At 49.6% G+C, this 21379-nt stretch carries 20 protein-coding genes; 18 read left to right on the top strand and 2 right to left on the bottom strand.

What is annotated here, in order from left to right:
* Positions 1 to 64: 64 nt before the first annotated feature.
* A complete protein-coding gene (recN, locus tag Q0882_RS08285; RefSeq protein ID WP_299180037.1) occupies positions 65 to 1726 on the bottom strand; it encodes a DNA repair protein RecN in 1662 nt (553 codons plus the stop codon).
* Positions 1727 to 1925: 199 nt separating this feature from the next.
* Here recN and grpE point away from each other — a divergent pair, with 199 nt between their 5' ends.
* From grpE to dapB, 5 genes are all read left to right on the top strand, one after another.
* Positions 1926 to 2531, top strand: a complete 606-nt coding sequence (grpE, locus tag Q0882_RS08290; protein ID WP_299180040.1) for a nucleotide exchange factor GrpE — start codon at positions 1926 to 1928, stop codon at positions 2529 to 2531.
* Between the two features lie 135 nt (positions 2532 to 2666).
* On the top strand, positions 2667 to 4595 hold the full coding sequence (gene dnaK, locus Q0882_RS08295; RefSeq protein ID WP_299180043.1) for a molecular chaperone DnaK: 1929 nt from the start codon (positions 2667 to 2669) through the stop codon (positions 4593 to 4595).
* Between the two features lie 141 nt (positions 4596 to 4736).
* Positions 4737 to 5870: a molecular chaperone DnaJ gene (gene dnaJ, locus Q0882_RS08300; RefSeq protein WP_299180045.1), complete on the top strand. Its 1134-nt coding sequence runs from the start codon at positions 4737 to 4739 to the stop codon at positions 5868 to 5870.
* A gap of 47 nt (positions 5871 to 5917) precedes the next feature.
* Positions 5918 to 6727: a serine O-acetyltransferase gene (cysE, locus tag Q0882_RS08305; RefSeq protein WP_299180047.1), complete on the top strand. Its 810-nt coding sequence runs from the start codon at positions 5918 to 5920 to the stop codon at positions 6725 to 6727.
* An 11-nt stretch (positions 6728 to 6738) separates the two neighbouring features.
* Positions 6739 to 7545 carry a 4-hydroxy-tetrahydrodipicolinate reductase gene (dapB, locus tag Q0882_RS08310; RefSeq protein ID WP_299180049.1) on the top strand — a complete coding sequence of 269 codons (807 nt, stop codon included), beginning with the start codon at positions 6739 to 6741 and terminating at the stop codon, positions 7543 to 7545.
* A gap of 41 nt (positions 7546 to 7586) precedes the next feature.
* Here the strand turns inward: dapB and Q0882_RS08315 are convergent, their stop codons facing one another.
* Positions 7587 to 8816 carry a diguanylate cyclase gene (locus Q0882_RS08315; RefSeq protein ID WP_299180052.1) on the bottom strand — a complete coding sequence of 410 codons (1230 nt, stop codon included), beginning with the start codon at positions 8814 to 8816 and terminating at the stop codon, positions 7587 to 7589.
* 156 nt (positions 8817 to 8972) lie between these two features.
* On the opposite strand from Q0882_RS08315, the gene Q0882_RS08320 reads away from it, so the two are divergent.
* From Q0882_RS08320 to Q0882_RS08380, 13 genes are read left to right on the top strand one after another with little or no spacing between them, the layout of a single operon-like run.
* Positions 8973 to 10079: a 4Fe-4S dicluster domain-containing protein gene (locus tag Q0882_RS08320; RefSeq protein WP_299180055.1), complete on the top strand. Its 1107-nt coding sequence runs from the start codon at positions 8973 to 8975 to the stop codon at positions 10077 to 10079.
* A complete protein-coding gene (locus tag Q0882_RS08325; RefSeq protein WP_299180058.1) occupies positions 10076 to 10912 on the top strand; it encodes an FAD/NAD(P)-binding protein in 837 nt (278 codons plus the stop codon). The genes Q0882_RS08320 and Q0882_RS08325 overlap by 4 nt, the downstream gene beginning before the upstream one ends.
* A gap of 1 nt (position 10913) precedes the next feature.
* Positions 10914 to 11699: a sulfhydrogenase subunit delta gene (locus Q0882_RS08330; RefSeq protein ID WP_299180061.1), complete on the top strand. Its 786-nt coding sequence runs from the start codon at positions 10914 to 10916 to the stop codon at positions 11697 to 11699.
* Positions 11692 to 12981: a Ni/Fe hydrogenase subunit alpha gene (locus Q0882_RS08335; protein ID WP_299180064.1), complete on the top strand. Its 1290-nt coding sequence runs from the start codon at positions 11692 to 11694 to the stop codon at positions 12979 to 12981. The genes Q0882_RS08330 and Q0882_RS08335 overlap by 8 nt, the downstream gene beginning before the upstream one ends.
* Positions 12981 to 13463 carry a hydrogenase maturation protease gene (locus Q0882_RS08340; RefSeq protein ID WP_299180067.1) on the top strand — a complete coding sequence of 161 codons (483 nt, stop codon included), beginning with the start codon at positions 12981 to 12983 and terminating at the stop codon, positions 13461 to 13463. Before Q0882_RS08335 ends, Q0882_RS08340 begins: the two co-directional genes overlap by 1 nt.
* Positions 13456 to 13767, top strand: coding sequence for a YqfO family protein (locus Q0882_RS08345; RefSeq protein WP_299180485.1), 312 nt, complete (start codon positions 13456 to 13458; stop codon positions 13765 to 13767). Before Q0882_RS08340 ends, Q0882_RS08345 begins: the two co-directional genes overlap by 8 nt.
* A gap of 30 nt (positions 13768 to 13797) precedes the next feature.
* On the top strand, positions 13798 to 15165 hold the full coding sequence (locus tag Q0882_RS08350) for a V-type ATP synthase subunit B (RefSeq protein WP_299180070.1): 1368 nt from the start codon (positions 13798 to 13800) through the stop codon (positions 15163 to 15165).
* A gap of 3 nt (positions 15166 to 15168) precedes the next feature.
* Entirely contained in the window at positions 15169 to 15786 is a 618-nt protein-coding gene (locus Q0882_RS08355) for a V-type ATP synthase subunit D (RefSeq protein WP_299180073.1), read from the top strand.
* Positions 15783 to 17573 carry a V-type ATP synthase subunit I gene (locus Q0882_RS08360; RefSeq protein ID WP_299180076.1) on the top strand — a complete coding sequence of 597 codons (1791 nt, stop codon included), beginning with the start codon at positions 15783 to 15785 and terminating at the stop codon, positions 17571 to 17573. The genes Q0882_RS08355 and Q0882_RS08360 overlap by 4 nt, the downstream gene beginning before the upstream one ends.
* On the top strand, positions 17561 to 18007 hold the full coding sequence (locus Q0882_RS08365; RefSeq protein WP_299180079.1) for an ATP synthase subunit C: 447 nt from the start codon (positions 17561 to 17563) through the stop codon (positions 18005 to 18007). Before Q0882_RS08360 ends, Q0882_RS08365 begins: the two co-directional genes overlap by 13 nt.
* Positions 18008 to 18022: 15 nt before the next feature.
* Positions 18023 to 18706, top strand: a complete 684-nt coding sequence (locus Q0882_RS08370; RefSeq protein WP_299180082.1) for an ATPase — start codon at positions 18023 to 18025, stop codon at positions 18704 to 18706.
* Positions 18706 to 19395: a DUF2764 family protein gene (locus Q0882_RS08375; RefSeq protein WP_299180085.1), complete on the top strand. Its 690-nt coding sequence runs from the start codon at positions 18706 to 18708 to the stop codon at positions 19393 to 19395. The genes Q0882_RS08370 and Q0882_RS08375 overlap by 1 nt, the downstream gene beginning before the upstream one ends.
* Positions 19395 to 21200 (top strand): V-type ATP synthase subunit A, encoded by a 1806-nt coding sequence (locus tag Q0882_RS08380; RefSeq protein ID WP_299180088.1) that lies wholly within the window; start codon positions 19395 to 19397, stop codon positions 21198 to 21200. The genes Q0882_RS08375 and Q0882_RS08380 overlap by 1 nt, the downstream gene beginning before the upstream one ends.
* The last annotated feature ends 179 nt before the right edge of the window (positions 21201 to 21379 follow it).

Below are 21379 nucleotides of genomic sequence, written 5' to 3' on the forward strand. Positions count from 1 at the left end.
CCAGCATGATGCTGGTCTTTTAGTATCTGCAATATCCATGCAATTTGTAATGATGCTAGCCAGGTCATACAACCCCTAGCATCTCCCGGGCATGCTCAACAGATCGCTCAGTAATATCAATCCCCCCCAACATTCGAGCAATCTCCTGAATTCGCTTACTTTCATCCAGTTGATCAATGCGGGTGTGTGTTTTGAGTGTATCACTACGCTTGCTAACAAACAGATGCTGGTGGCCCTGAGAGGCGACCTGGGGTTGATGAGTAACGCAGAGGATTTGTGCTTGTTCTCCCAATTGACATAAGAGTCGACCAACAACTTCGGCGATCGCACCCCCGATTCCGACATCCACTTCGTCAAAGATGAGTGTGGGTGTGGTTGAAGTTTGTGCGGTGATCACCTGAATCGCCAGACTGATGCGGGATAGCTCGCCTCCGGATGCAATCTTAGCCAGAGGTTTCGCTGGCTGGCCTTTGTTTGTGATGATCAAAAATTCAATATCTTCCAGACCATTCGTGGTTGGCTTTTCAAGCCTGCTCATATCAACCGAGATCTGTGCCGAAGGCATACCTAAACTGTGTAGCTGCTGATCGACGAGTTTGCTCAGCTTTTTGGCTGCTGAGGCGCGTTTATTGCTTAACTTTTCTGCCAGTTGGAGGTATTTGACCTGAGTTGTTTCGACATCTTTTGCGAGCTGCTCCAGCTCTTCGTCGGATCTGTTCAGACCGGCAAGCTCATCACAAAGCCTCTGGTGAAACTCTGCGAGTTGCTCCGGAGTAATACGGTGTTTGCGGGCAATTTCGTAAATTGAGGATAAGCGCTCTTCTACTTCCTGCTGGCGTTCAGGATTGATCTCGACTCTCTCTAAATAGTGGCGTATCTCTGTACTGGCCTCTTCAACCTGTATTAGTGCCGAATTAAGCATTTCGCTGGCCTGGCGCACTGAAGGTGATTCGGACTGAATATCGGCGAGCAGGTGAAGACAGTGATTGAGCAATTGAGCACAGTTATTCTCTTCATTGTCACTGGCCAGATTTATCATCTGTTGGCCGGTACTGAGAATCTCACCGGCATTTGCCAAGGTTTTTTGTTCATCTTCCAGCTGCTTTAGCTCTTCAGGCTGCAATCCTAGTTGGTCAAGTTCTTCTATCTGATAACTGAGTAGTTGAACCCGAGCAGTTTGTTCCGCACTTTGCTCGGATAGCTGTTTTAATTCCTGAGCGAGTCTGTGCCAGTTTTGGTATGCATCGCGGACCTGGCTAGCTAGTTTTGCTTCACCGGCAAAGTTATCCAGAAGTTCACGGTGATGGTCTTTTTTCAGCAGGCGCTGGTGTTCGTGTTGACCATGTATGGCAATCAGGTGTTCACCTAATAGTTTGACCTGTCCAGCGGGTGTCGGGCGACCATTGATATAGCAGCGGGAACGGCCCTCTTTTGTAATGACTCGGCGGAGAATGCATTCACCGTCATTATCCAGGTCATTGTCAGTTAGCCATTGCGCAGCATCAGGAATCGTATCGATATTAAAGCTTGCGCTAATATCGGCCTTGTCTGCCCCGTGACGTACAGCTCCGGCTTCGGCTCTGTCTCCCAGTGTCAGGCCCAGTGCATCCAGCATGATCGATTTACCTGCACCGGTTTCCCCGCTGACTACGGTCATGCCCTGTTTTAGTTCAAGGTCGAGCTGTTCGACGATTGCAAAGTCACGAATGGTTAACTGATTTAGCATAATAAAATACATGTGTTTTTATACAGTGTTTTCTGTATAAGCCAATTTCCAGGGCGATGCAATGTTTATCTGTTAATTGTGTAAAAAAATGCATCATTTACTGTTGAAAGGTTTAACTATGGCCCCATATATCTCGGCAGATGAAATTAACACCAACTCAGACGCTTTATGACTATGTAAAGCAGGCTGGAGATTATCAATGGCAAATGAAGAACTTAACTCGGTAGATGGACAGCAGGAAGTAGAAACTGAGCAGCAAGTGAATGAAAGTGTTGCAGATGGTGCTGCAGATGAGAGCGCTGTTGCGGATGAAACGATTGAGCAGGATGCTTTACCTGATGCTGAAAAATTAGCTCAGGACCTTGCTGCGGCAACGGCAGAAGTTGAAGCCCTGAAAGATCAGATGTTGCGCATTCAGGCTGAAGCACAAAATGTTCGTCGTCGGGCTGAGCAGGACGTTGAGAAAGCACACAAATACGGCGTGGAAAAGTTTGCCAATGAGATGCTGCCGATTGTTGATAGTCTTGAGCGAGCAATCGAAGCAGTAGGGGATGATGAAGCGCTGAAACCGATGCGTGAAGGCGTGGAGATGACAATGAATATGTTCCTCTCTGGCTTGGCAAAATTCCAGATGGAGCAGGTGAATCCCAAAGGTGAAAGTTTTGATCCTGCACTGCATCAGGCGATGTCAATGATTGAGGTGCCAGACACCCCAGCAAATACCGTGGTTGATGTAATGCAGAAGGGTTACACCTTGCATGGTCGTTTAGTTCGTCCTGCCATGGTTATTGTGGCAAAAGGTTAAGAAAAAAGTTGCACAGGGTCTTGAAACCTTACAAAACGCACTTATATAGGTTTCAAGTTGACTGAAAAGCAGTCAAAGAAAAGTTTATAAGACTATCCGTCCAATCTGGATAGCAAGATATTGGAGCAGATACAAATGGGTAAAATCATCGGTATTGACCTGGGGACCACAAACTCTTGTGTTTCCATCCTAGACGGTGACAGCGCAAAAGTAATTGAGAATGCTGAAGGCGATCGTACTACACCCTCTATCATCGCTTATGCTGATGAAGGTGAAATTCTGGTTGGCCAGCCAGCTAAACGTCAGGCTGTTACAAACCCGAACAACACACTGTTTGCTATCAAGCGTTTGATCGGTCGTCGCTTTAAAGATGACGTCGTTCAGAAAGATATCAAAATGGTACCTTACAAAATTATCGAAGCTGACAATGGTGACGCTTGGGTAGAAGTTAAGGATGAAAAGCTGGCTGCTCCTCAGATCTCTGCAGAAATTCTTAAAAAGATGAAGAAAACTGCTGAAGATTACCTGGGCGAGAGCGTCACTGAAGCGGTTGTAACCGTTCCGGCATACTTCAATGACTCTCAGCGTCAGGCGACCAAGGATGCAGGTAAAATCGCTGGTCTGGACGTAAAACGTATTATCAACGAGCCAACTGCTGCAGCGCTGGCTTACGGCATGGACAAGTCGAAAGGCGACAAAACCATCGCTGTATATGACCTGGGTGGCGGTACATTCGATATCTCTATTATCGAGATTGCCGAAGTGGATGGTGAGCATCAGTTTGAAGTACTGTCTACCAACGGTGATACCTTCCTGGGTGGTGAAGACTTCGATCTACGTCTGATTGAATTCTTGGCAGAAGAGTTCAAAAAAGAATCAGGTATCGACCTGCATAATGATCCTCTGGCGCTGCAACGCCTGAAAGAGGGCGCTGAGAAAGCCAAAGTTGAGCTTTCCTCAGCACAGCAGACTGATGTTAACCTGCCTTACATCACTGCAGATGCAACAGGTCCTAAGCACCTTAATGTGAAAATCACCCGCGCTAAACTGGAATCTCTGGTTGAAGAGCTGGTTAACCGTTCTCTGGAACCTTGTAAAATTGCCCTACAGGATTCCGATCTGAGCACCTCTGAAATTGATGAAGTGATTCTGGTAGGTGGTCAGACTCGTATGCCAATGGTGCAGCAGAAAGTTGCTGAATTCTTTGGTAAGGAAGCGCGTAAAGATGTTAACCCGGATGAAGCAGTAGCGATGGGTGCTGCGATCCAGGGTGCGGTACTGGCAGGCGACGTAAAAGACGTACTGCTGCTGGATGTAACGCCTCTGACACTGGGTATCGAAACAATGGGTGGTGTTGCTACGCCAGTTATTGAGAAGAACACTACGATTCCAACGAAGAAATCTCAGATCTTCTCTACCGCAGATGACAACCAGAGCGCAGTGACTATCCACGTTGTTCAGGGTGAGCGTAAGCAGGCATCTTCTAACAAATCTCTGGGTCGTTTTGATCTGGCCGATATCCCGCCGGCGCCACGTGGTATTCCTCAGATCGAAGTAACTTTCGACCTGGATGCGAACGGTATTCTTAACGTGTCCGCTCAGGATAAGGCAACCGGTAAACAGCAATCTATCGTCATCAAAGCCTCTTCTGGCCTGAGCGATGATGAGATCGAGCAGATGGTTACCGATGCTGAAGCTCACGCTGAAGAAGATAAGAAGTTTGAAGAACTGACGACTGCCCGTAACCAGGGTGATGCGATGGTTCACTCCGCTAAGAAAACAATGGAAGAAGCGGGTGACAAAGCGACAGATGAAGAGAAAGCAGCAGTTGAAGCGGCTACCGCTGAGCTTGAAGAAGTGCTGAAAGGCGATGACAAGGACGCTATTGAGGCGAAAACGGCTGCACTCACTGAAGCGATCTCTGGCGTTGCTCAGAAAATGTATGCAGAAGCTGCACAGCAGGCGGAAGCTGCTCAGGGCGCCGAAGGTGCGGAGCAACAGGCTGGCGGTAACGATGATGCTGTAGACGCTGAGTTTGAAGAAGTGAAAGACGATAAAAAATAAGTCGTCTGGAAACCGCTTCTCAGTGTATTAGCGTAGGCTTTCCGTGCTGGATTCAGCACGGAAAGTGAAATAACTCGGCACCGCGGGCTCTCAGGCCCGCGTTGTCATATTCGGCACTAAGCCGTGACACGTGTTGTGACTATGTCAAAAAGAGATTACTACGAAGTATTGGGCGTATCCCGCGACTCATCAGATCGCGATATCAAAAAGGCCTTTCGCCGTATGGCGATGAAGTATCATCCAGACCGTAATCCGGATGATAAAGATGCGGAAGATAGCTTCAAAGAAGTGAATGAAGCTTATGAGGTACTTTCCGATGCGCAGAAAAAAGCCGCCTATGATCAGTATGGTCATGCCGGTGTAGATCCGAATATGCGTGGCGGACAGGGTGGAGGCTTTGATGGTAACTTCTCCGATATCTTTGGTGATGTATTTGGCGATATCTTTGGCGGCGGTGGTGGTCGCGGCGGTCGTAGTTCGGTCCAGCGCGGTGCGGATCTTCGTTACAACATGGAGATGTCACTTGAAGAAGCTGTACGTGGCGTAGAGAAGAGCATCAAAGTACCAACGCTGGTAGGTTGTGAAACTTGTGATGGGACAGGAGCTAAGCCGGGTACATCTGCGAAAGTCTGTGGTACGTGTGGAGGCCAGGGCCAGGTTCGTATGCAGCAGGGTTTCTTTTCGGTACAGCAAACATGCCCGAGCTGTCATGGTGAAGGTAAAGTTATCTCTGATCCGTGTACTGACTGTCGGGGCCATGGCCGAATTGAAAAGACTAAGACTCTCAATGTAAAAATTCCTGCAGGTGTTGATACTGGCGATCGTATCCGTCTTGCGGGTGAGGGAGAAGCCGGTACTCATGGGGGCCCCGCGGGAGATCTCTATGTTCAGGTTCATGTTAAAGATCACCCTATCTTTGAGCGTGATGGTAAACACCTGTACTGTGAAGTACCGATCAGCTTTGTTGATGCAGCGTTAGGTGGTGAGCTTGAAGTGCCTACATTGGATGGGCGCGTTAAGTTAAAAGTGCCGTCCGAAACTCAGACAGGCAAGATGTTCCGTCTGCGTGGTAAGGGCATCGCTCCAGTACGTGGCGGCTCTACGGGCGACTTGCTGGTTAAGGTTGTGGTGGAAACACCCGTTAAGCTAAGTGGACGCCAAAAAGAGCTGTTGCGTGAATTCCAGGATGAAATGGAGCAGGGCACACATAAGCACAGCCCGAAAAAGCATGGCTTCTTTGATTCGGTTAAGAAGTTTTTTGAAGATATGACCTAAGATAAAGGGGCTTGTTAGCCCCTTTATTATCGATATACGGAGATGGCATGAGCCAGAATCCAGAATGCCCAAACTGGCTTTGGGATGAGATCACCGCTGAGGCAGAAAAAGAAGTGATTCAGGAACCTGTTCTTGCAGGTTTCTACCATGCAAATATCTTAGGACATCAGAGCCTCTGTTCTGCTCTGGCGTATCTACTCAGCCGTAAATTACATGATGATGCTGTTCCGGCGGTCACCTTCCGCTTGGTCATCGAGGAAGTTTTTCGTGAAGCGCCTGAGATACTGCAGGCGATCTGTGCAGATATTGCAGCGGTAAGAACCCGAGACCCGGCGATCGATAAGTACTCAACGGTATTACTCTACTTGAAAGGCTTTCATGCTATACAGGCGTATCGTGTCGCACATTACATGTGGCATCAGGATCGTAAGAGTATGGCGCTGTATATTCAAAGTCGCGTCAGCAGTGTCTTACAGGTGGATATTCATCCTGCCGCTAAGATCGGTCATGGGGTTATGTTTGACCATGCGACCGGGATCGTGGTGGGTGAAACCAGTGTGATTGAAAATGATGTTTCGATTCTGCAGTCTGTGACTTTAGGTGGTACGGGTAAAGAGAGTGGTGACCGTCATCCTAAAATTCGTGAGGGCGTCATGATTGCAGCGGGTGCCAAGATCTTTGGCAACATCGAGATTGGATCGGGAGCAAAGGTGGGTGGTGGAAGTGTCGTGTTGGATGCTGTGCCTTCTCACACGACGGTGGTCGGGGTTCCAGCCCGCGCCGTGGGTCATCCTCAGTGTGATAAACCTGCGCTCGATATGGATCAGAATATCTTGCATGATAAAGATAAAGCATAACGGAATTAAACATGATTAAAGTAGCAGTGACTGGCGCAGCTGGTCGAATGGGTAAGGCTAATATCGAAGCGATTCAGATGGCTGAAGGTATTGAGCTAGGGGCTGCCATTGTTGAGCCGGATAGTACATTGATCGGTGTTGATGCTGGTGAAATGGCAGGTGTCGGCAAGCTCAACGTTGCGGTTGTCGGTTCTTTGCAGGATGCAGTTTCAGATTTTGATGTTCTGATCGATTTTACCGCACCGGAAGTTACGCTTAAGAATGTTGAGTTCTGTGCTAACAATGGCAAGAAAATTGTCATTGGAACGACTGGATTGAACGATGAGCAGAAGGCAGTATTAGAGCAACAATCGGTTAAAACTGCGATTGTGTTTGCGCCAAATATGAGCGTGGGCGTGAACCTTTGCTTTAAACTGCTGGAAGTTGCTGCCAAAGCTTTAGGCAATGATGATTATGATATTGAAGTGATCGAAGCACATCATCGTCACAAGGTAGATTCACCATCAGGTACCGCCCTTAGAATGGGTGAGGTAGTGGCTGATACCTTAGGGCGTGACCTGAAAGAGTGTGCGGTATATGGCCGTGAGGGTATGGTGGGTCCGCGTACTCGGGGTGAGATCGGTTTTGAAACGATTCGTGCTGGCGATGTTGTTGGGGATCACACTGTTCTGTTTGCTACAGAGGGTGAACGGATCGAAATTACGCATAAAGCCAGTAACCGTCTGACTTTTGCCAAAGGTGCAGTGCGTGCCAGCAAGTGGTTGGGAGATAAGACAACCGGTTTGTTTGATATGCAGGATATTCTTGGGCTCAAATAAACTGAGCTTGTAAAAAAAAAACCGCCAGTTGGCGGTTTTTTTTATTCATAAACCACCCGATTTCGTCCTGATTCTTTGGCTTTGTAGAGCATCTCGTCGGCACAGTTCATCAGCTTGGTGAGATTATCGGATTGCTTTTGAGCTAAACCGATGCTGACGGTTACAGGCAGCTCCTGCTGTTCAAATTCAAATGTTGTATCGTGTACCAACTGACAGAAATGCTGCATCAAGAGGGCTGACTGCTCCAGATTCAATCCGGGCAGTAGTATGCAAAACTCCTCACCACCGATGCGGGCAAGCAGAAATCGCTGGAAGCTACGTTTCATCAAATCGGCAATCTGTATCAGCACCGCATCTCCAGCGTTATGACCGTAGGTGTCATTAATGCTTTTAAACAGATCCAGATCCATCATGGCTAAACAGGTTGATGCTGAGCTGCTCATGACGCCCGAAGCCTGATCAAACAGGTAGCGCCGGTTATGTAGCCCTGTTAAGTAGTCTCTGTTAGCCGCCTCTTTAATCTGTTCAACCAGCTCCATCTCCTGCAAGTTATGCATGACACGGCAGTGCAATTCTTCGTAGTTAAACGGTTTTTTCAGGAAGTCATTCGCGCCACTTTTGATAAATTTAGAGGAGAGTGCTGGATTATCAGCTGCTGATAAGCCGATGATCTTAAGATCTGAAGTTTCATACTCCTTACGGATACACTGGATCAGCTCTATCCCATCCATCACCGGCATTTCATAGTCCGTCAGTAATAGTCGGATATCGGGTTCCTGTTGCAGCATCTCAATCGCATTGCGGCCATGCTCGGCTTCGCATACTTGGTAAAGGTGGCGTTCAAGATGTTTGCGGATCAGTTGGCGGTAAGAGGAAGAGTCATCTGTTACTAATATTTTAATATGCTGATTTTTTATTAGCCGCTGTATCAGTTGGATGGTGTATTCGTATGAGAATCGGCTCTCTTTCACTATGTAATCGACGACACCTAATTTCAGCAGCGCTTCCCGGCGTTGATCATTATAGGAGGAGGTCAGCACGATCGTAGGAAGTGATTGCGCCAGCATAAGCTCAACAACTTCACCATCTGGGGCGTCAGGGAGGTTAAGATCAACCAGTGCTACGAAGATATCATCTTGATGATCAATGACACTCTGCGCATCTTTTAAGGTGGAACAGAAGATGGTTTCAAGTGGTATATCAGACGTTTGGAACAGCCGTTGCAGTACACGACTGACCATTTGACTATCTTCTACTACAAGTACTTTCATCCGGTATCCCACAGCAAAATGTATCGGGTAAATTAGAGAGCAGTTTTATCACTTTAGACTAGACCCTAGTGTAAATAGTATTAAGCTTTGATCTAGTCCTGTTTTTTATGGGATCTGACTGGTTTAGTCTAGTTAAGAGAATCCAGAGGAAATGCTATGAGCCATCATCCTTTGCAATATCTTCAACGCACAGATCTTTCAACCCTGTTTGACCTTCTTATACAGAAAGGTTTCTCCCTGTACGGCCCTCAGGTTGTTGAGGACGTGATCTCTTACGATCAAATAGATAGTGTGGCAGCTTTGCCACAAGGTATGACTGATCAACAGTCACCAGGGCGCTATCGATTAAAATCCAACGGTGATCAGCGTCAGTTCAATTGGTCAAATGGCCCCCAGGCGATTAAACCACTCCTCAATCCTGCACGTGATGTGTTGTGGCAGGCCAAGCGCGACTCCAAGGGCCAGATCCACTTTGTTGTGCCTGAGGAGCAGATACAGAAAGTCGCTGTCATAGGGGCCAAAGCCTGTGATATTGCTGCGTTGAAGTTGCAGGATAAACATTTTCTCAAGGGGGAATATCCCGATCCTGGCTATCAGGCACGCCGTAACGGACTCTTTCTGGTCGCAGTCAACTGCACGACCGCTTCTGAAAACTGTTTTTGTGTGTCTACCGGCGATGGTCCAGAGGTAGAGGACGGTTTTGATCTGGTATTAACCGAACTCGAAGAGGGGTTTTTAATCCGCCCCGGCTCCCCTTCCGGGGGTGATCTATTATCACTGCTGCCGACCAGGCCGGCTGATAAGGTCCAGTTGGCGCAAGCGTGTGAACAAGCGAGCCAGGTTGAGCGGCAACAGGTCAGAAGTATGAAAAAGATCCTCAAGGGTGAGCTTGAAGCGCAACGTGATCACCCGCAATGGGATGATGTCGCTGAGCGTTGTCTGGCATGTGGTAATTGTACTCTGGTTTGCCCCACCTGCTTCTGTCATAGACAGAGAGATGATGTTTCGGTTGATGGCGTAACCTCCAGTCATCTTCGGGAGTGGGACAGCTGTTTTGGTGAGTCACATGGGCAGTTGGCGGGGTTTCAGGTCAGAGACAGTGTCAAAAAGCGTTATCAGCAGTGGATGATTCATAAACTGGATAATTGGCAGGAGCAGTATGATCGCTCTGGTTGCACCGGGTGTGGACGCTGTATGACCTGGTGTCCTGCCAGTATCGATTTTGTTGCGGAAGCCAATAAGATCGCGGGGGATGATGAATGATGGATCGTTATCAAAAACCGATGCGGGCTGTTGTGGACGAGTATGTTCGTGAGTCTGAAACCATCTTTACGCTGAGGTTGAGGTTGGCTGATGCTAAAGATCGGGCGGTCTATAAATTTATGCCTGGCCAGTTCAATATGCTCTATCTGTTTGGCGTTGGTGAGGTTCCCATCTCGATTGTTTCTGATCCCTTGGACCCCGAACTGATCGATCATACGATCCGTATTGTCGGTCGAGTGACGGAGGGGCTGGCAAGGCTTAAAGCCGGAGATGAGGTGGGGATAAGGGGGCCATTCGGGCATGGCTGGCCCATGAGTTTAGCCAGTGACAAGGATCTGCTCATTATTACCGGAGGATTGGGCTGTGCACCGGTTGTTGCGGCGATCAATTATGCACTGAAACGACGCGACCGATATGAAAAGTTGAGCCTGGTGCAGGGGGTTAAGCACAGTAATGACCTGATCTGGCAGGCGCAATATGAACAGTGGAAACAACTGCCTGGCGTTGAAGTGTTTCTTGCGGCCGATCAATCAGGGCCGGCCTGGCCGTTTCATACCGGGCGGATCACCGAACTTCTGGATCAGGTTTCAATTAATCTGAAAGAATGCCTGGTCATGATTTGTGGGCCTGAGGGGATGATGCAGGTGGCTGCAGAAACGATGATCGCTAAAGGGGTTTCGCCGTTCAGTATATATCTGAGTTTGGAGCGTAATATGCAATGTGCTGTCGGGCATTGCGGCCACTGCCAGATGGGGCCGAATTTTATCTGTAAAGATGGCCCGGTGTTCGTCTACCCAGAGGTTCGAGATATATTGCAGTTGGAGGGGGTGTAGGGTGGAGAAGCCAACACTGGCTGTGCATAAGTTTAGCTCCTGCGACGGTTGTCAGCTGGCGCTCCTGAATAAGGGTGAGGCGCTGGTGGCGCTGAGTCAGCGTGTACAGATTAAACACTTCGCTGAGGCTGGAGTGGTTGATCAAGATGCGCTGGTCGATATCTCATTGGTAGAGGGGAGCGTTGTAACTGCTGCGGATCAAGTCAGGATTCAAAAGGTCAGGAAGAGTAGCAAACTTCTGGTGACGATGGGCGCCTGTGCTACGTCGGGTGGAATACAGGCGCTGAAAAACCTGTCAGGTGAGGCTTCAGACTGGACCGCCCAGATCTATCCACATCCGGAATTTATCGATACGCTGGCACAATCCTCTGCGATCAAAGCCTATGTGCCAGTGGATTTTGAACTCTGGGGTTGCCCAATCAGTAGTGGTCAGGTTGTAGCTGCCCTAAACCAACTGCTCTTTGGCGTGTCACCTTTTGATGAAAATGAAAAGCTATGTGTTGAGTGCAAACGCCAGGGTAATGTCTGCACAGTGATCACACAGCAGGAGGCCTGTCTGGGGCCGATGACCCGAGCAGGGTGTGGTGCTTTATGTCCTGCGTTTGGGCGTGGTTGCTATGGCTGTTATGGCCCTGCCAAAACGCTTAATGAATCAGCTATTCGGCGCTGCTTTAGTGGGCTGGGTTTAATGGAGCCTGAGACTGAACGGGCTCTTCATCTGATTCACCCTGATTCGGCACAGCAGGGTATTCGACCAAGCTTGCGGAAGGGAGACGCTGATGAGTGAGCGTAAAATTCAGATCGATGTGCCCTCTCTGGCGCGTGTAGAAGGTGAAGGCGCACTGCACCTGAAAATTGAGCAGGGGAAGCTTAAGCATCTGCAATTCAAGATCTATGAACCTCCCCGCTTTTTTGAGAAGTTTCTTGAAGGGCGCCACTATTCGGAGGTGCCTGATATTGTCGCCCGGATCTGCGGAATCTGTCCGGTGGCTTATCAGGTCAGTGCTGTGAACGCACTGGAGTCACTCTTTTCTGTTGAACTGACCCCCTGGATTAAACAGATGAGAAGGTTGTTGTACTGTGGTGAGTGGATCCAGAGCCACAGTTTGCATATCCATCTGCTGGCACTGCCTGACTACTTTGGCGAGGATACTGTATTAGGGCTGGCTACGCAGAAGCCGGAGGAGGTCAAACGGGGTTTTGCTATTCAGGAAGCGGGGAACCGGCTGATCAAGTTTCTGGGGGGGCGCTCTGTGCACCCGGTCGGATTACAGGTGGGCGGGTTTAGTAAAGCGCCGGATATGAGAGCGGCACGTGAGCTACTTACTTTCTTGGAGAGTGCTCTTCCTGAGGCGGTCGCGATGGCTGAGTGGGTTGCTGGTATTGAGATCCCTGATGATCCGCAGTCTTTTAATTCGGTTGCTCTGTCAGCTGATGAACGCTACGCAATCGAAACCGGGCGTCTTAGAAGCAGCTCTGGGTTAGACCTGTCTGAAGATGAGTATGAAAAGCACTTTAAAGAACTGCAATCACCCCACAGTACAGCGCTCTGGAGTCTGTTGAATGGGGAGGACTATCTGGTGGGGCCTCTGGCTCGGATGAACCTTAATTACAGGGAACTACCCGCATCAATCCAGACCCTGCTGCAACGGTTGGGTCAGCCCTTCCCGAGTCAGAATATGTTTCACAGTATGCTGGCCCGAGCGATAGAGATCTGTCTGATGCTCGAAGAAGCGATCACCCTATTAAAGCAGTACCAGCCTGAACAGCCACGTGTTGATGTGCAGGTTAAAGCGGGTGTTGGCTTTGGTTGGAGTGAGGCGCCCCGGGGCTTGCTGTGGCATCGATATGAGGTGGATGCAGATGGCATGATCAAAGCTGCCAAAATTGTACCGCCGACTAGCCAGAATCAGGCGCGTATTGAGCAGGATCTTCTACGCTCGTTAACAAATTTCGGGCTGGATCGCTCTGATGAAGCGCTACGCCTCCACAGTGAGAAGGTGGTGCGTAATTATGATCCCTGTATCTCTTGTGCCACCCATTTTATCCGTATGACGCTGGAACGCTGATGATTGGGGTGTTGGGTTTGGGTTCACCCCATGGTGATGATCAGATCGGGTGGTGGATCGTTGAGAGATTGAAAAGCTGCAACTTAGGGCCTAACGTAGGTGTGGAAAAGATCAGCGCACCGGGGGTGTCGCTGATGAGTCTCTTTCGGCACTATGAACAGGTCATTATTGTCGATGCCTGTGAGATGGGGTGTGAGCCGGGGACATATCGAATTATCGACGCAACGCACTTTTCCGATCTGATACTCTCTGATCGGTTTAGTACGCATTCATTAGGAGTAACGGAGAGTGTTCAGTTAGCTCAGACGCTGTCACTGCCGTTGCCCCGTATCAGCCTGTTTCTGGTGCAGATGGAGCAGACCGAGCTGATGGCGCCTTTGTCTGCTTCGATTGAACGGCGTGGAACCGAAATGGTTGAGTCCCTCTTGAGACAGCTGAAACAGTTCCACGGATGCAATAAAACGGAAAATAATGGTGTATAAACTAAGTTTCTTTGTGCCAGAAAGTGATCTTGAAACGGTTAAACAAGCACTGTTCGATGCCGGAGCTGGCCGAATTGGTGATTATGATCGCTGCTGCTGGCAGGTACTGGGCGAGGGCCAGTTCAGACCACTGGAAGGGAGTGATCCCCATATTGGCTCCCATGGAAAAGTCGAAACAGTAGCGGAGTGGAAGGTCGAGTTGGTCTGCGCAGATCAACTGATCAATCAGGTTGTAAGTGCATTGCGCTTAGCCCACCCTTACGAAGAACCTGCGTTCGATGTCTGGAAGCTGGAGACATTCTGATCTCTCATTGTCAGGAAAAGGAAGCATTAAGTGACACAGCTGTTGGTAAGATACTCCCGAATTCTTGAAATCGTAGGCAACATTGTCAAAGTCCACGTTCCACTCACAGAGGAGGGCGCTTCTCCTGTTTGCTTTGGTGATCTGGCGCTGATTGAAAATGAGGAGAATCGTGGCCAGCCGACCGCGCTGGCACAGGTTATTCTGTTGGATCGGGACGCGGTCTCACTGCAGGTTTTTTCTGGCACGAAGGGACTGTCAACGCACTCGGTCGTTCGCTTTTTAGGGCGTTCGATGGAGGTGACCTTTTCGCCTAATATTCTGGGGCGTGCTTTTTCCGGAACCGGGCGAGCGATTGATCAGGGCCCGGCGCTGATCGAAGAACCCAAAATTGAGATTGATGGGCCAACGGTCAATCCCGCAAGACGAGTGCTGGCTTCCCATATGATCCGCACTGATGTACCGATGATCGATGTGTTCAACTGTTTGGTTGAAAGTCAGAAAATTCCGGTCTTCTCGGTAGCCGGTGAACCTTATAACCAGCTATTGGCGCAGATCGGAACGCATGCTGATGCTGATGTGGTGGTATTTGGCGGTATCGGCTTGGTGTTTGATGATTACTACTACTTCCGTCAGGCTTTTGAAGAGGCCGGAGTACTGGCACGCACTGTCATGTTTGTGCATCAGGGCTCTGATCCAACGGTTGAAGGCTTGCTGGTGCCGGATATGGCGCTTGCGGTTGCTGAACGCTTTGCGGTCGAAGAGGGGAAGCGGGTATTGGTGTTATTAACCGATATGACCGCCTATGCTGATGCGCTTAAAGAGATCGGTATATCCATGGAACATGTACCCTCTAATCGGGGGTATATAGGAGATCTTTACTCCCAACTGGCACGCCGTTATGAGAAAGCCTGCGACTATAAAGGCGCAGGTTCAGTGACGATTCTATCAGTGACCACAATGCCTGGTGATGATGTGACTCACCCGGTACCGGATAACACAGGCTATATAACGGAGGGGCAGTTCTATCTGCACGACGGTGTTATCGACCCGTTTGGTTCACTCTCCCGCTTAAAGCAGCATGTGATCGGTAAGGTTACTCGCGAGGATCACAGCCAGATCATGAATACTATGGTGCGGTTCTACGCGGAAGCGCAGGATGCTGCACAGAAACAATCGATGTCGTTTGAACTGAGTGAATATGATGAGCGTCTGCTGACTTTCGGTGAAAAATTCAGGCAGCGTTTTATGAATATTCAAGTCACTATGCCATTAGAGCAGGCGCTGGACCTGTGTTGGCAGACACTGGCTGAATGTTTTCAGCCGCATGAGCTACTCATGAAGCAGGGTTTGATTGATAAATATTTTCCACAAGAAAAACTCTCGAACATTAAGGGGTAGTGTGTGGCAAAACTGGCGCTGAATAAAACGACGCTGAATCGCGAAGGCCGTAAGCTGAAAGCGTTTCGTCAGTTCGTGCCTGCGCTGGATCTGAAGCGAAAACAGCTGCTGGCTGCTCGTCAGGAGACTCGCTTGTTATTACGGCAGCAACAGGAGCTGTTACAGACACTTCAACAGCAGGTGAGCCAACAGCTGCCGATGCTGTCCGGATATGATTTGGATCCGAATGAGCTGCTCCAGGTGAGTAAGCTTGAAGTGCGTCATATTAACCTTGTCGGGCTGGAGCTACCTGAGCTTTCCGTATTAGAGCTGGAGATTTCCACGTATTCCAGACTGCTGTTACCTCACTGGGTTGATGCCGTGATTCTGTTGCTGGAGCAGGCATTCAGAGCAGAGGTGGAGATACAGATCTATCAGCAGAGGTATCACCTGCTCGAAGAGGGACTGCAGAAAACCACCCAGCGCCTGAATCTTTTTGATAAGGTTCTGATCCCCGAAGCTCAAGCTAATATCCGAAGAATCCGTATTGCGTTGTCTGATGCTGAGCGTGCCGGTGTTGTCAGAGCTAAGATCGCCAAAAACAAACGCGCGCGGATCGCGCTCCAACGGGGTGGGTTATGAGTATACTCGCCCTGAAAAAAGCCACACTGGTCGGTTTGAGTGAAGATAAGGGCTCGATACTTGATCAGCTCCAGTCTCTGGGAGTCTTGCATGTCATCCCTTTAAGCGCTGCTCGCAGTGTACCCCAGCATCGGGATACCTCGATGGAGGGGGTCTCACCTGAGCAGTTGCATGGCTCATTACATTACCTGTTGAGTTGTAAGCAGAAACGGAAACAGGTTGTGAGTGAACGCCATTTTTCACTGCAGGACGTGATTACCGCTGTTGAGAAGAATCGTTCGACACGGCTGTCTCTGGTAGAGCGTCATGATTTTCTCCTAAAACGGATAAAGGACCTGACCCCCTGGGGGAGCTTTATTCTGCCTCAGGAAAATGAGCTTTATGGACAGCGCTTCTGGTTCTATCTGGTACCCAATTTCAAGATGAAAGAGGTTGATAAAACCAGTCTGCCCTGGGAGCTGGTTCACCGCGATAACCGTCATAGCTACATCGCAGTGATCGCTGAGCATGAGCCTGCATTAAATGAGATGCCTGTGACCAGAACGCATACTGGAGCGGTTCCTTTAGATCAACTTAAACGTGAACTTGAGGATCTTGAAGTTGAGCTGGAAACGGCAGAGGCAGAGCGAGAAGGGCTGACGCGTTGGATCTACCTGTTACAGAGATCGGTTGCCGGGACAGAAGATGCGGCACAACTGGCTGATGTAGCCAGCCAAACCCTTGATCAGGATGAGGTGTTTGCCATTCAGGGGTGGTGTGCAGAGTGTAATGCCGACCAGTTACAGCGCTTTGCTGATCAGCATTCCATGGTGTTGCAGCTGGAGGAGGTCCGGGAAGATGAGTTACCCCCCACCTTGCTGGAGAACCCCAGATCAGTCGCTGGTGGTGAAGAGGTCGTTCAGTTTTTTCAGGTCCCCGGATATCGCAGTTGGGATCCCTCAAGGGTGGTGTTTTTCTCCTTTGTATCCTTTTTCGCTCTGATTATGTCGGATGCCGGATACTCATTGTTACTGGCGGCTATATTACTGTTTTACTGGCAGCGGCTGGAGCAAACTGAAACGGGTATCCGTCTACGCTCGATGGGGGTTGCGCTTGCAGTCGCTGGCTTTGTTTGGGGTGTGATCGTAGGAAGCTATTTTGGTGCCGATGCTCCCTTTGCATGGTTGAACAGATTAAAAATGCTCGATCTGAATGATTTCGACAGCATGATGTTGTTGTCGATCTGTATCGGTGCGCTGCATCTTATCCTGGGGAATTTGATGATGGCCTGGGTTAGACGCAGGAGTCAGCAGGCATTAGCTTCGGTAGGCTGGGCGCTGAGTGTGATTGCCGCTCTGACAGGTTGGATACAGGGCGTTGGCATAGGGCATTGGTTACTATTGGCGGTTGGCTTATTACTGGTCCTAACCTTTTCCAGTGGTCGTCAGGACTGGGGAGGGCGTAGATTTCTGGATGGCTTGCTGGCTCTGACGGGGGTGACAAAACTGTTTGGTGATGTGTTGAGTTACCTGCGGCTTTTTGCCCTGGGACTGGCCAGCGCATCGTTGGCGATAACCTTTAATCAGTTGGCACTGGATGTCGCGGCAGCTCTGCCGGCTATAGGCTTGCTTTTTAAAGTCCTGATATTGCTGGTAGGCCATCTGCTGAATTTTTTACTGACGGTTGTCAGCGGTGTAATCCATGGATTGCGCCTTAATCTGATCGAATTTTATAACTGGAGTCTGGCTGATGAAGGGTACCCTTTCCAGCCGTTTGCAAAACAGGAGGTTTCACCTTGGATAACCTGATCATAGCCCTGGGTTGGGCAGGGTTGTATGGCCCCATGGCGTTAGGCGCAATTGGAAGCATGATCGGTTGCGCTCAGGCCGGGCAGGCCGCGTGTGGGGCCTTGCTGGAAACGGAAACCGGGCATGGCCGTTATATCGGGATTGCGGCGATGCCCTCCTCTCAGTCAATCTACGGCATTGTCGTGATGTTTGCACTGAACCGGGAGATCACCCTTGATAATGCTCCAGGCCTGGCGGCTATCGGGCTGTTATGCGGCTTGGCTCTTCTGTTTAGTGCCGCTTGGCAGGGGCGCTGTTGTGCATCTGCGATCAATGTGGCCAAAATCCGGCCTGAGATCTTTGGGATGTCATTGGCACCCGCAGCGATCGTAGAGGGATTTGCTGTCTTTGCCTTTATCTTTGCGCTGGTTATCAGTGCAGGTGTTCCTGCTTAATCTAGGTGTCTGTTGATGAAAGATGACCATAAAAGCCACGCCTCTTCAGGTGTTGAAGCGCTGATTGAAAAACTCCGGCTACAGGGGGTTGAAAAAGGGCAACATGAGGCAGAAAAGCTGGTTGAAGAGGCGGAGCATCGTGCGGATTGGCTTCTCTCTCAGGCGAAGCAGGAAGCGGAGATGATCGTAGCGAAAGCGCGTAAGGAAGCTTCTCAATTAAAACAGGCAGGGGAAGATGCGCTGCGAATAGCCGCACGGGATATGCACCTCGAGGTGAGGGAAACGCTGTCACACTCCTTTACTGATCAGGTTGAACGGCTGGTGGCAACGCAGATGGATAATGAGGAGTTTATGCGCAGCCTGATTATGGCGCTGGTCTCTAAAGCACATCGTGATCATGGTATCAGTCATGCAGAGCAGATCGATCTGCTATTACCTGATGAGTTGATCGGTCTTGATGAACTCAGGCGTAACCCCAAAGAGTACCGTGAAGGTAAATTAAGTCAGTTTGTGCAGTCTCTTGCCGCTGAACAGATGCGAGAGGGTGTTAATTTTGAGTGGTACGAAGGCAAAGGGATTAGAGTGCGATTGAGGGGTGAACAGGTTGAGGTGGATCTGAGCAGTGAAGCAGTAGCCCAGTTACTCCTAAAGCATCTGCAGCCTCGATTCAGGGCGATTATTGAAGGGGTAATTCGTTAGTGTCTGATTACTATACGTTGATTACAGCGCTGCCCTGGTTGCCGGATCTGGATCAATGTAAGCAGCTTCCGCTGTCTCGAATCGCATTAGAGCAGCGCTTGACGATGCTCTCTGAGCAGGATCGCCAACAGTTATTACGGGTGGAGTCGCTCTATCACCCCTCTGATCCAGCTTTGAAAGAACTGACTGATCGTGCTCTGGTCAGCGCATGGCAGGCTCAGCTTGAGTTGGTTCAATCTCAGCCATTGCGGGAATGTGTGCTCTACCAGATGGAGCTCAGAACCTTATTAGCTGCACTGCGGAGTCGTTCATCTGGTTTGGAAAATCCTATGCATTTCTTTGGATTGGGGCGCTGGCTTCCGCGCATTCGCAAGCATTGGTTTGAACCCGCTTTTGGGCTTGAAGATGTCTATCCGCCGGTGAAAGAGCTGCAGCGTTTATTAAGTAAAGATAACCCAATGTTGGTTGAGCGCTATCTGTCTCAGTTGCTTTGGCGTGATCTTTCACATACCGAGCATGAGCACCACTTTACCTTTGAAACGCTGGCATGTTTTGTCCTGCGTTGGGGGATAGCGGAGCAGTACATTCAACATGATGGGGTGTTGGCTTTGGAGCGTTTTAATCATTCCGTAGCGGCATTGTTGGCTAGCACAGATCTCGAGCTGCAGTTAGCTCAGGGGGTAAGGTAGTGGAACAGCAGGTTACAGCAAGGGTGAGCTCAGTCAGGGATGATATCGTCACGATCTCGCTGTTGCAGGACAGTGAAGGCGTTTTTTACCCGATCTTGAAGAATGAAATGGTCTTTATCTGTCCAATTCGTACGGGTGTTGATGGGCGTAAGGAAGCGTTACAGGCAGAGGTACTTAGAATCCGCCATGGTGAAGCTGATGTACAGGTGTTTGAGAATACCCGGGGCGTAGCTGTTGGCGATCCCGTCAGACAAAGCGGACATCTACTTTCGGTCTCTTTGGGACCTGGGTTGCTCGGGCAGGTCTATGATGGATTACAAAATCCGCTTGAGGTGATCGCTTCTCAGCACGGTTTCTTTCTGCCCCGAGGACTGGAGGTGGATGGTATCGATCTCCAGCAGCGTTGGTCATTCCAGCCCTGTGTGAAGGTTGGGGATCATGTTCAGGCAGGTGATGCGATTGGACATGTTCAGGAGGGACGTTTTGAACACAAGATAATGGCACCTTTTGGTATGTCGACTGAAGCTGAGATCAGTTGGATTCAGGAGGGCTCTTTTACCGTAGATACGCCGGTTGCCAGAGTAAAACACTCCTCGGGTTTGGAGGATGAGATCTGCATGCAGCAGCGTTGGCCGGTGAGAGTGCCCGTAAGTGAGCCTTTACTTAAGGCGGGACTGAGCAAACGTGAGTACCCCAATGAACCTCTGCTGACATCGATCCGTCTGATCGATACCTTTTTCCCTGTTGCCCGGGGTGGTACGGCGTGTATTCCGGGTCCTTTCGGTGCGGGTAAAACGGTGCTGCAAAGCCTGATTTCACGCTTCTCTGATGTGGATATTGTGGTCATTGTCGCTTGCGGTGAGCGTGCTGGCGAAGTGGTGGAAACAATTACTGAGTTTCCAAATATGTCTGATCCTAAAGGTGGTTCGTTGATGGATCGGACCGTGATTATCTGTAACACCTCCTCGATGCCAGTTGCTGCACGTGAAGCGTCGATCTATACCGGTATCACGATCTCCGAATACTATCGGCAGATGGGCTATAACGTATTACTTATCGCTGATTCGACATCGCGCTGGGCCCAGGCGATGCGAGAAACCTCAGGACGTTTGGAAGAGATTCCCGGTGAAGAGGCCTTTCCGGCCTACCTCGACTCGGCTGTGCGAGCGTTGTATGAAAGAGCAGGTATGGTTCGCAACAATGCCGATGTCGTTGGAAGCCTCACTCTGATTGGAACGGTCTCCCCGGCAGGGGGGAATTTTGAGGAGCCTGTGACGCAGTCCACATTGAGAACAGTTAAGGCGTTTCTGGGGTTGAGTGCAGAACGGGCTTACAAACGCGCTTATCCGGCGGTTGATCCACTTATCTCATGGTCGCGCTATCTTGATCAGTTGGAGGGTTGGTATCAGGAACATATGGGAGATGACTGGACCGATAAGGTTAGGGAGATGCAGCAGTTATTGGAACGTGGTGAATCGGTGCAGCAGATGATGCAGGTTACAGGTGAGGAGGGGGTGACTCTGCAGGACTTTATCCTCTATCACCAATCGGTCTCTCTTGATCAGGTCTACCTGCAACAGGATGCGTTTGATGATGTGGATATCTCGGTACCCCTGAAGCGGCAAAAGGAGGTGTTTAATCTCTTACGAGAGAGTTTACTGACCTATCCTGAATTGAAGGATAAAGCTGAAGTCAGGGATTACTTTGTCAAACTGACAGGGTTATTTAAAAACCTGAATTACAGTCGCAGTGATAGTCCGGATTATCGTCGTTACCTCGAAGAGATACGTTCTCTCTCCCTTTAATACCTAAAAGTTGATCTGAGTCATGTTTTTGACCGGTTATATGGTCGGTAACTGGATTAGCATCTGCTAAAGTTTCTCATTAGCCCGGTTGATCGTGCCGGGTTAACAGTGCGTGCAGGAAGTATGCTTAAAGTGCGCGGCGTAGTAGTAGACAAGAAGCCTCTTCAACCCGCCTGGTT

The organism is uncultured Neptuniibacter sp. (assembly GCF_947498015.1).
Classification (GTDB): domain Bacteria; phylum Pseudomonadota; class Gammaproteobacteria; order Pseudomonadales; family Balneatricaceae; genus Neptuniibacter.

What these genes read in the sequence shown, in the direction of transcription:
- dnaK (WP_299180043.1), top strand. Translation starts at nt 2,667, where the DNA reads ATGGGTAAAATCATCGGTATTGACCTGGGGACCACAAACTCTTGTGTT.
- dapB (WP_299180049.1), top strand. Translation starts at nt 6,739, where the DNA reads ATGATTAAAGTAGCAGTGACTGGCGCAGCTGGTCGAATGGGTAAGGCT.
- cysE (WP_299180047.1), top strand. Translation starts at nt 5,918, where the DNA reads ATGAGCCAGAATCCAGAATGCCCAAACTGGCTTTGGGATGAGATCACC.
- recN (WP_299180037.1), bottom strand. Translation starts at nt 1,726, where the DNA reads ATGCTAAATCAGTTAACCATTCGTGACTTTGCAATCGTCGAACAGCTC.
- dnaJ (WP_299180045.1), top strand. Translation starts at nt 4,737, where the DNA reads ATGTCAAAAAGAGATTACTACGAAGTATTGGGCGTATCCCGCGACTCA.
- Q0882_RS08315 (WP_299180052.1), bottom strand. Translation starts at nt 8,816, where the DNA reads ATGAAAGTACTTGTAGTAGAAGATAGTCAAATGGTCAGTCGTGTACTG.
- Q0882_RS08320 (WP_299180055.1), top strand. Translation starts at nt 8,973, where the DNA reads ATGAGCCATCATCCTTTGCAATATCTTCAACGCACAGATCTTTCAACC.
- Q0882_RS08370 (WP_299180082.1), top strand. Translation starts at nt 18,023, where the DNA reads ATGAAAGATGACCATAAAAGCCACGCCTCTTCAGGTGTTGAAGCGCTG.
- Q0882_RS08325 (WP_299180058.1), top strand. Translation starts at nt 10,076, where the DNA reads ATGATGGATCGTTATCAAAAACCGATGCGGGCTGTTGTGGACGAGTAT.
- Q0882_RS08335 (WP_299180064.1), top strand. Translation starts at nt 11,692, where the DNA reads ATGAGTGAGCGTAAAATTCAGATCGATGTGCCCTCTCTGGCGCGTGTA.
- Q0882_RS08340 (WP_299180067.1), top strand. Translation starts at nt 12,981, where the DNA reads ATGATTGGGGTGTTGGGTTTGGGTTCACCCCATGGTGATGATCAGATC.
- Q0882_RS08360 (WP_299180076.1), top strand. Translation starts at nt 15,783, where the DNA reads ATGAGTATACTCGCCCTGAAAAAAGCCACACTGGTCGGTTTGAGTGAA.
- grpE (WP_299180040.1), top strand. Translation starts at nt 1,926, where the DNA reads ATGGCAAATGAAGAACTTAACTCGGTAGATGGACAGCAGGAAGTAGAA.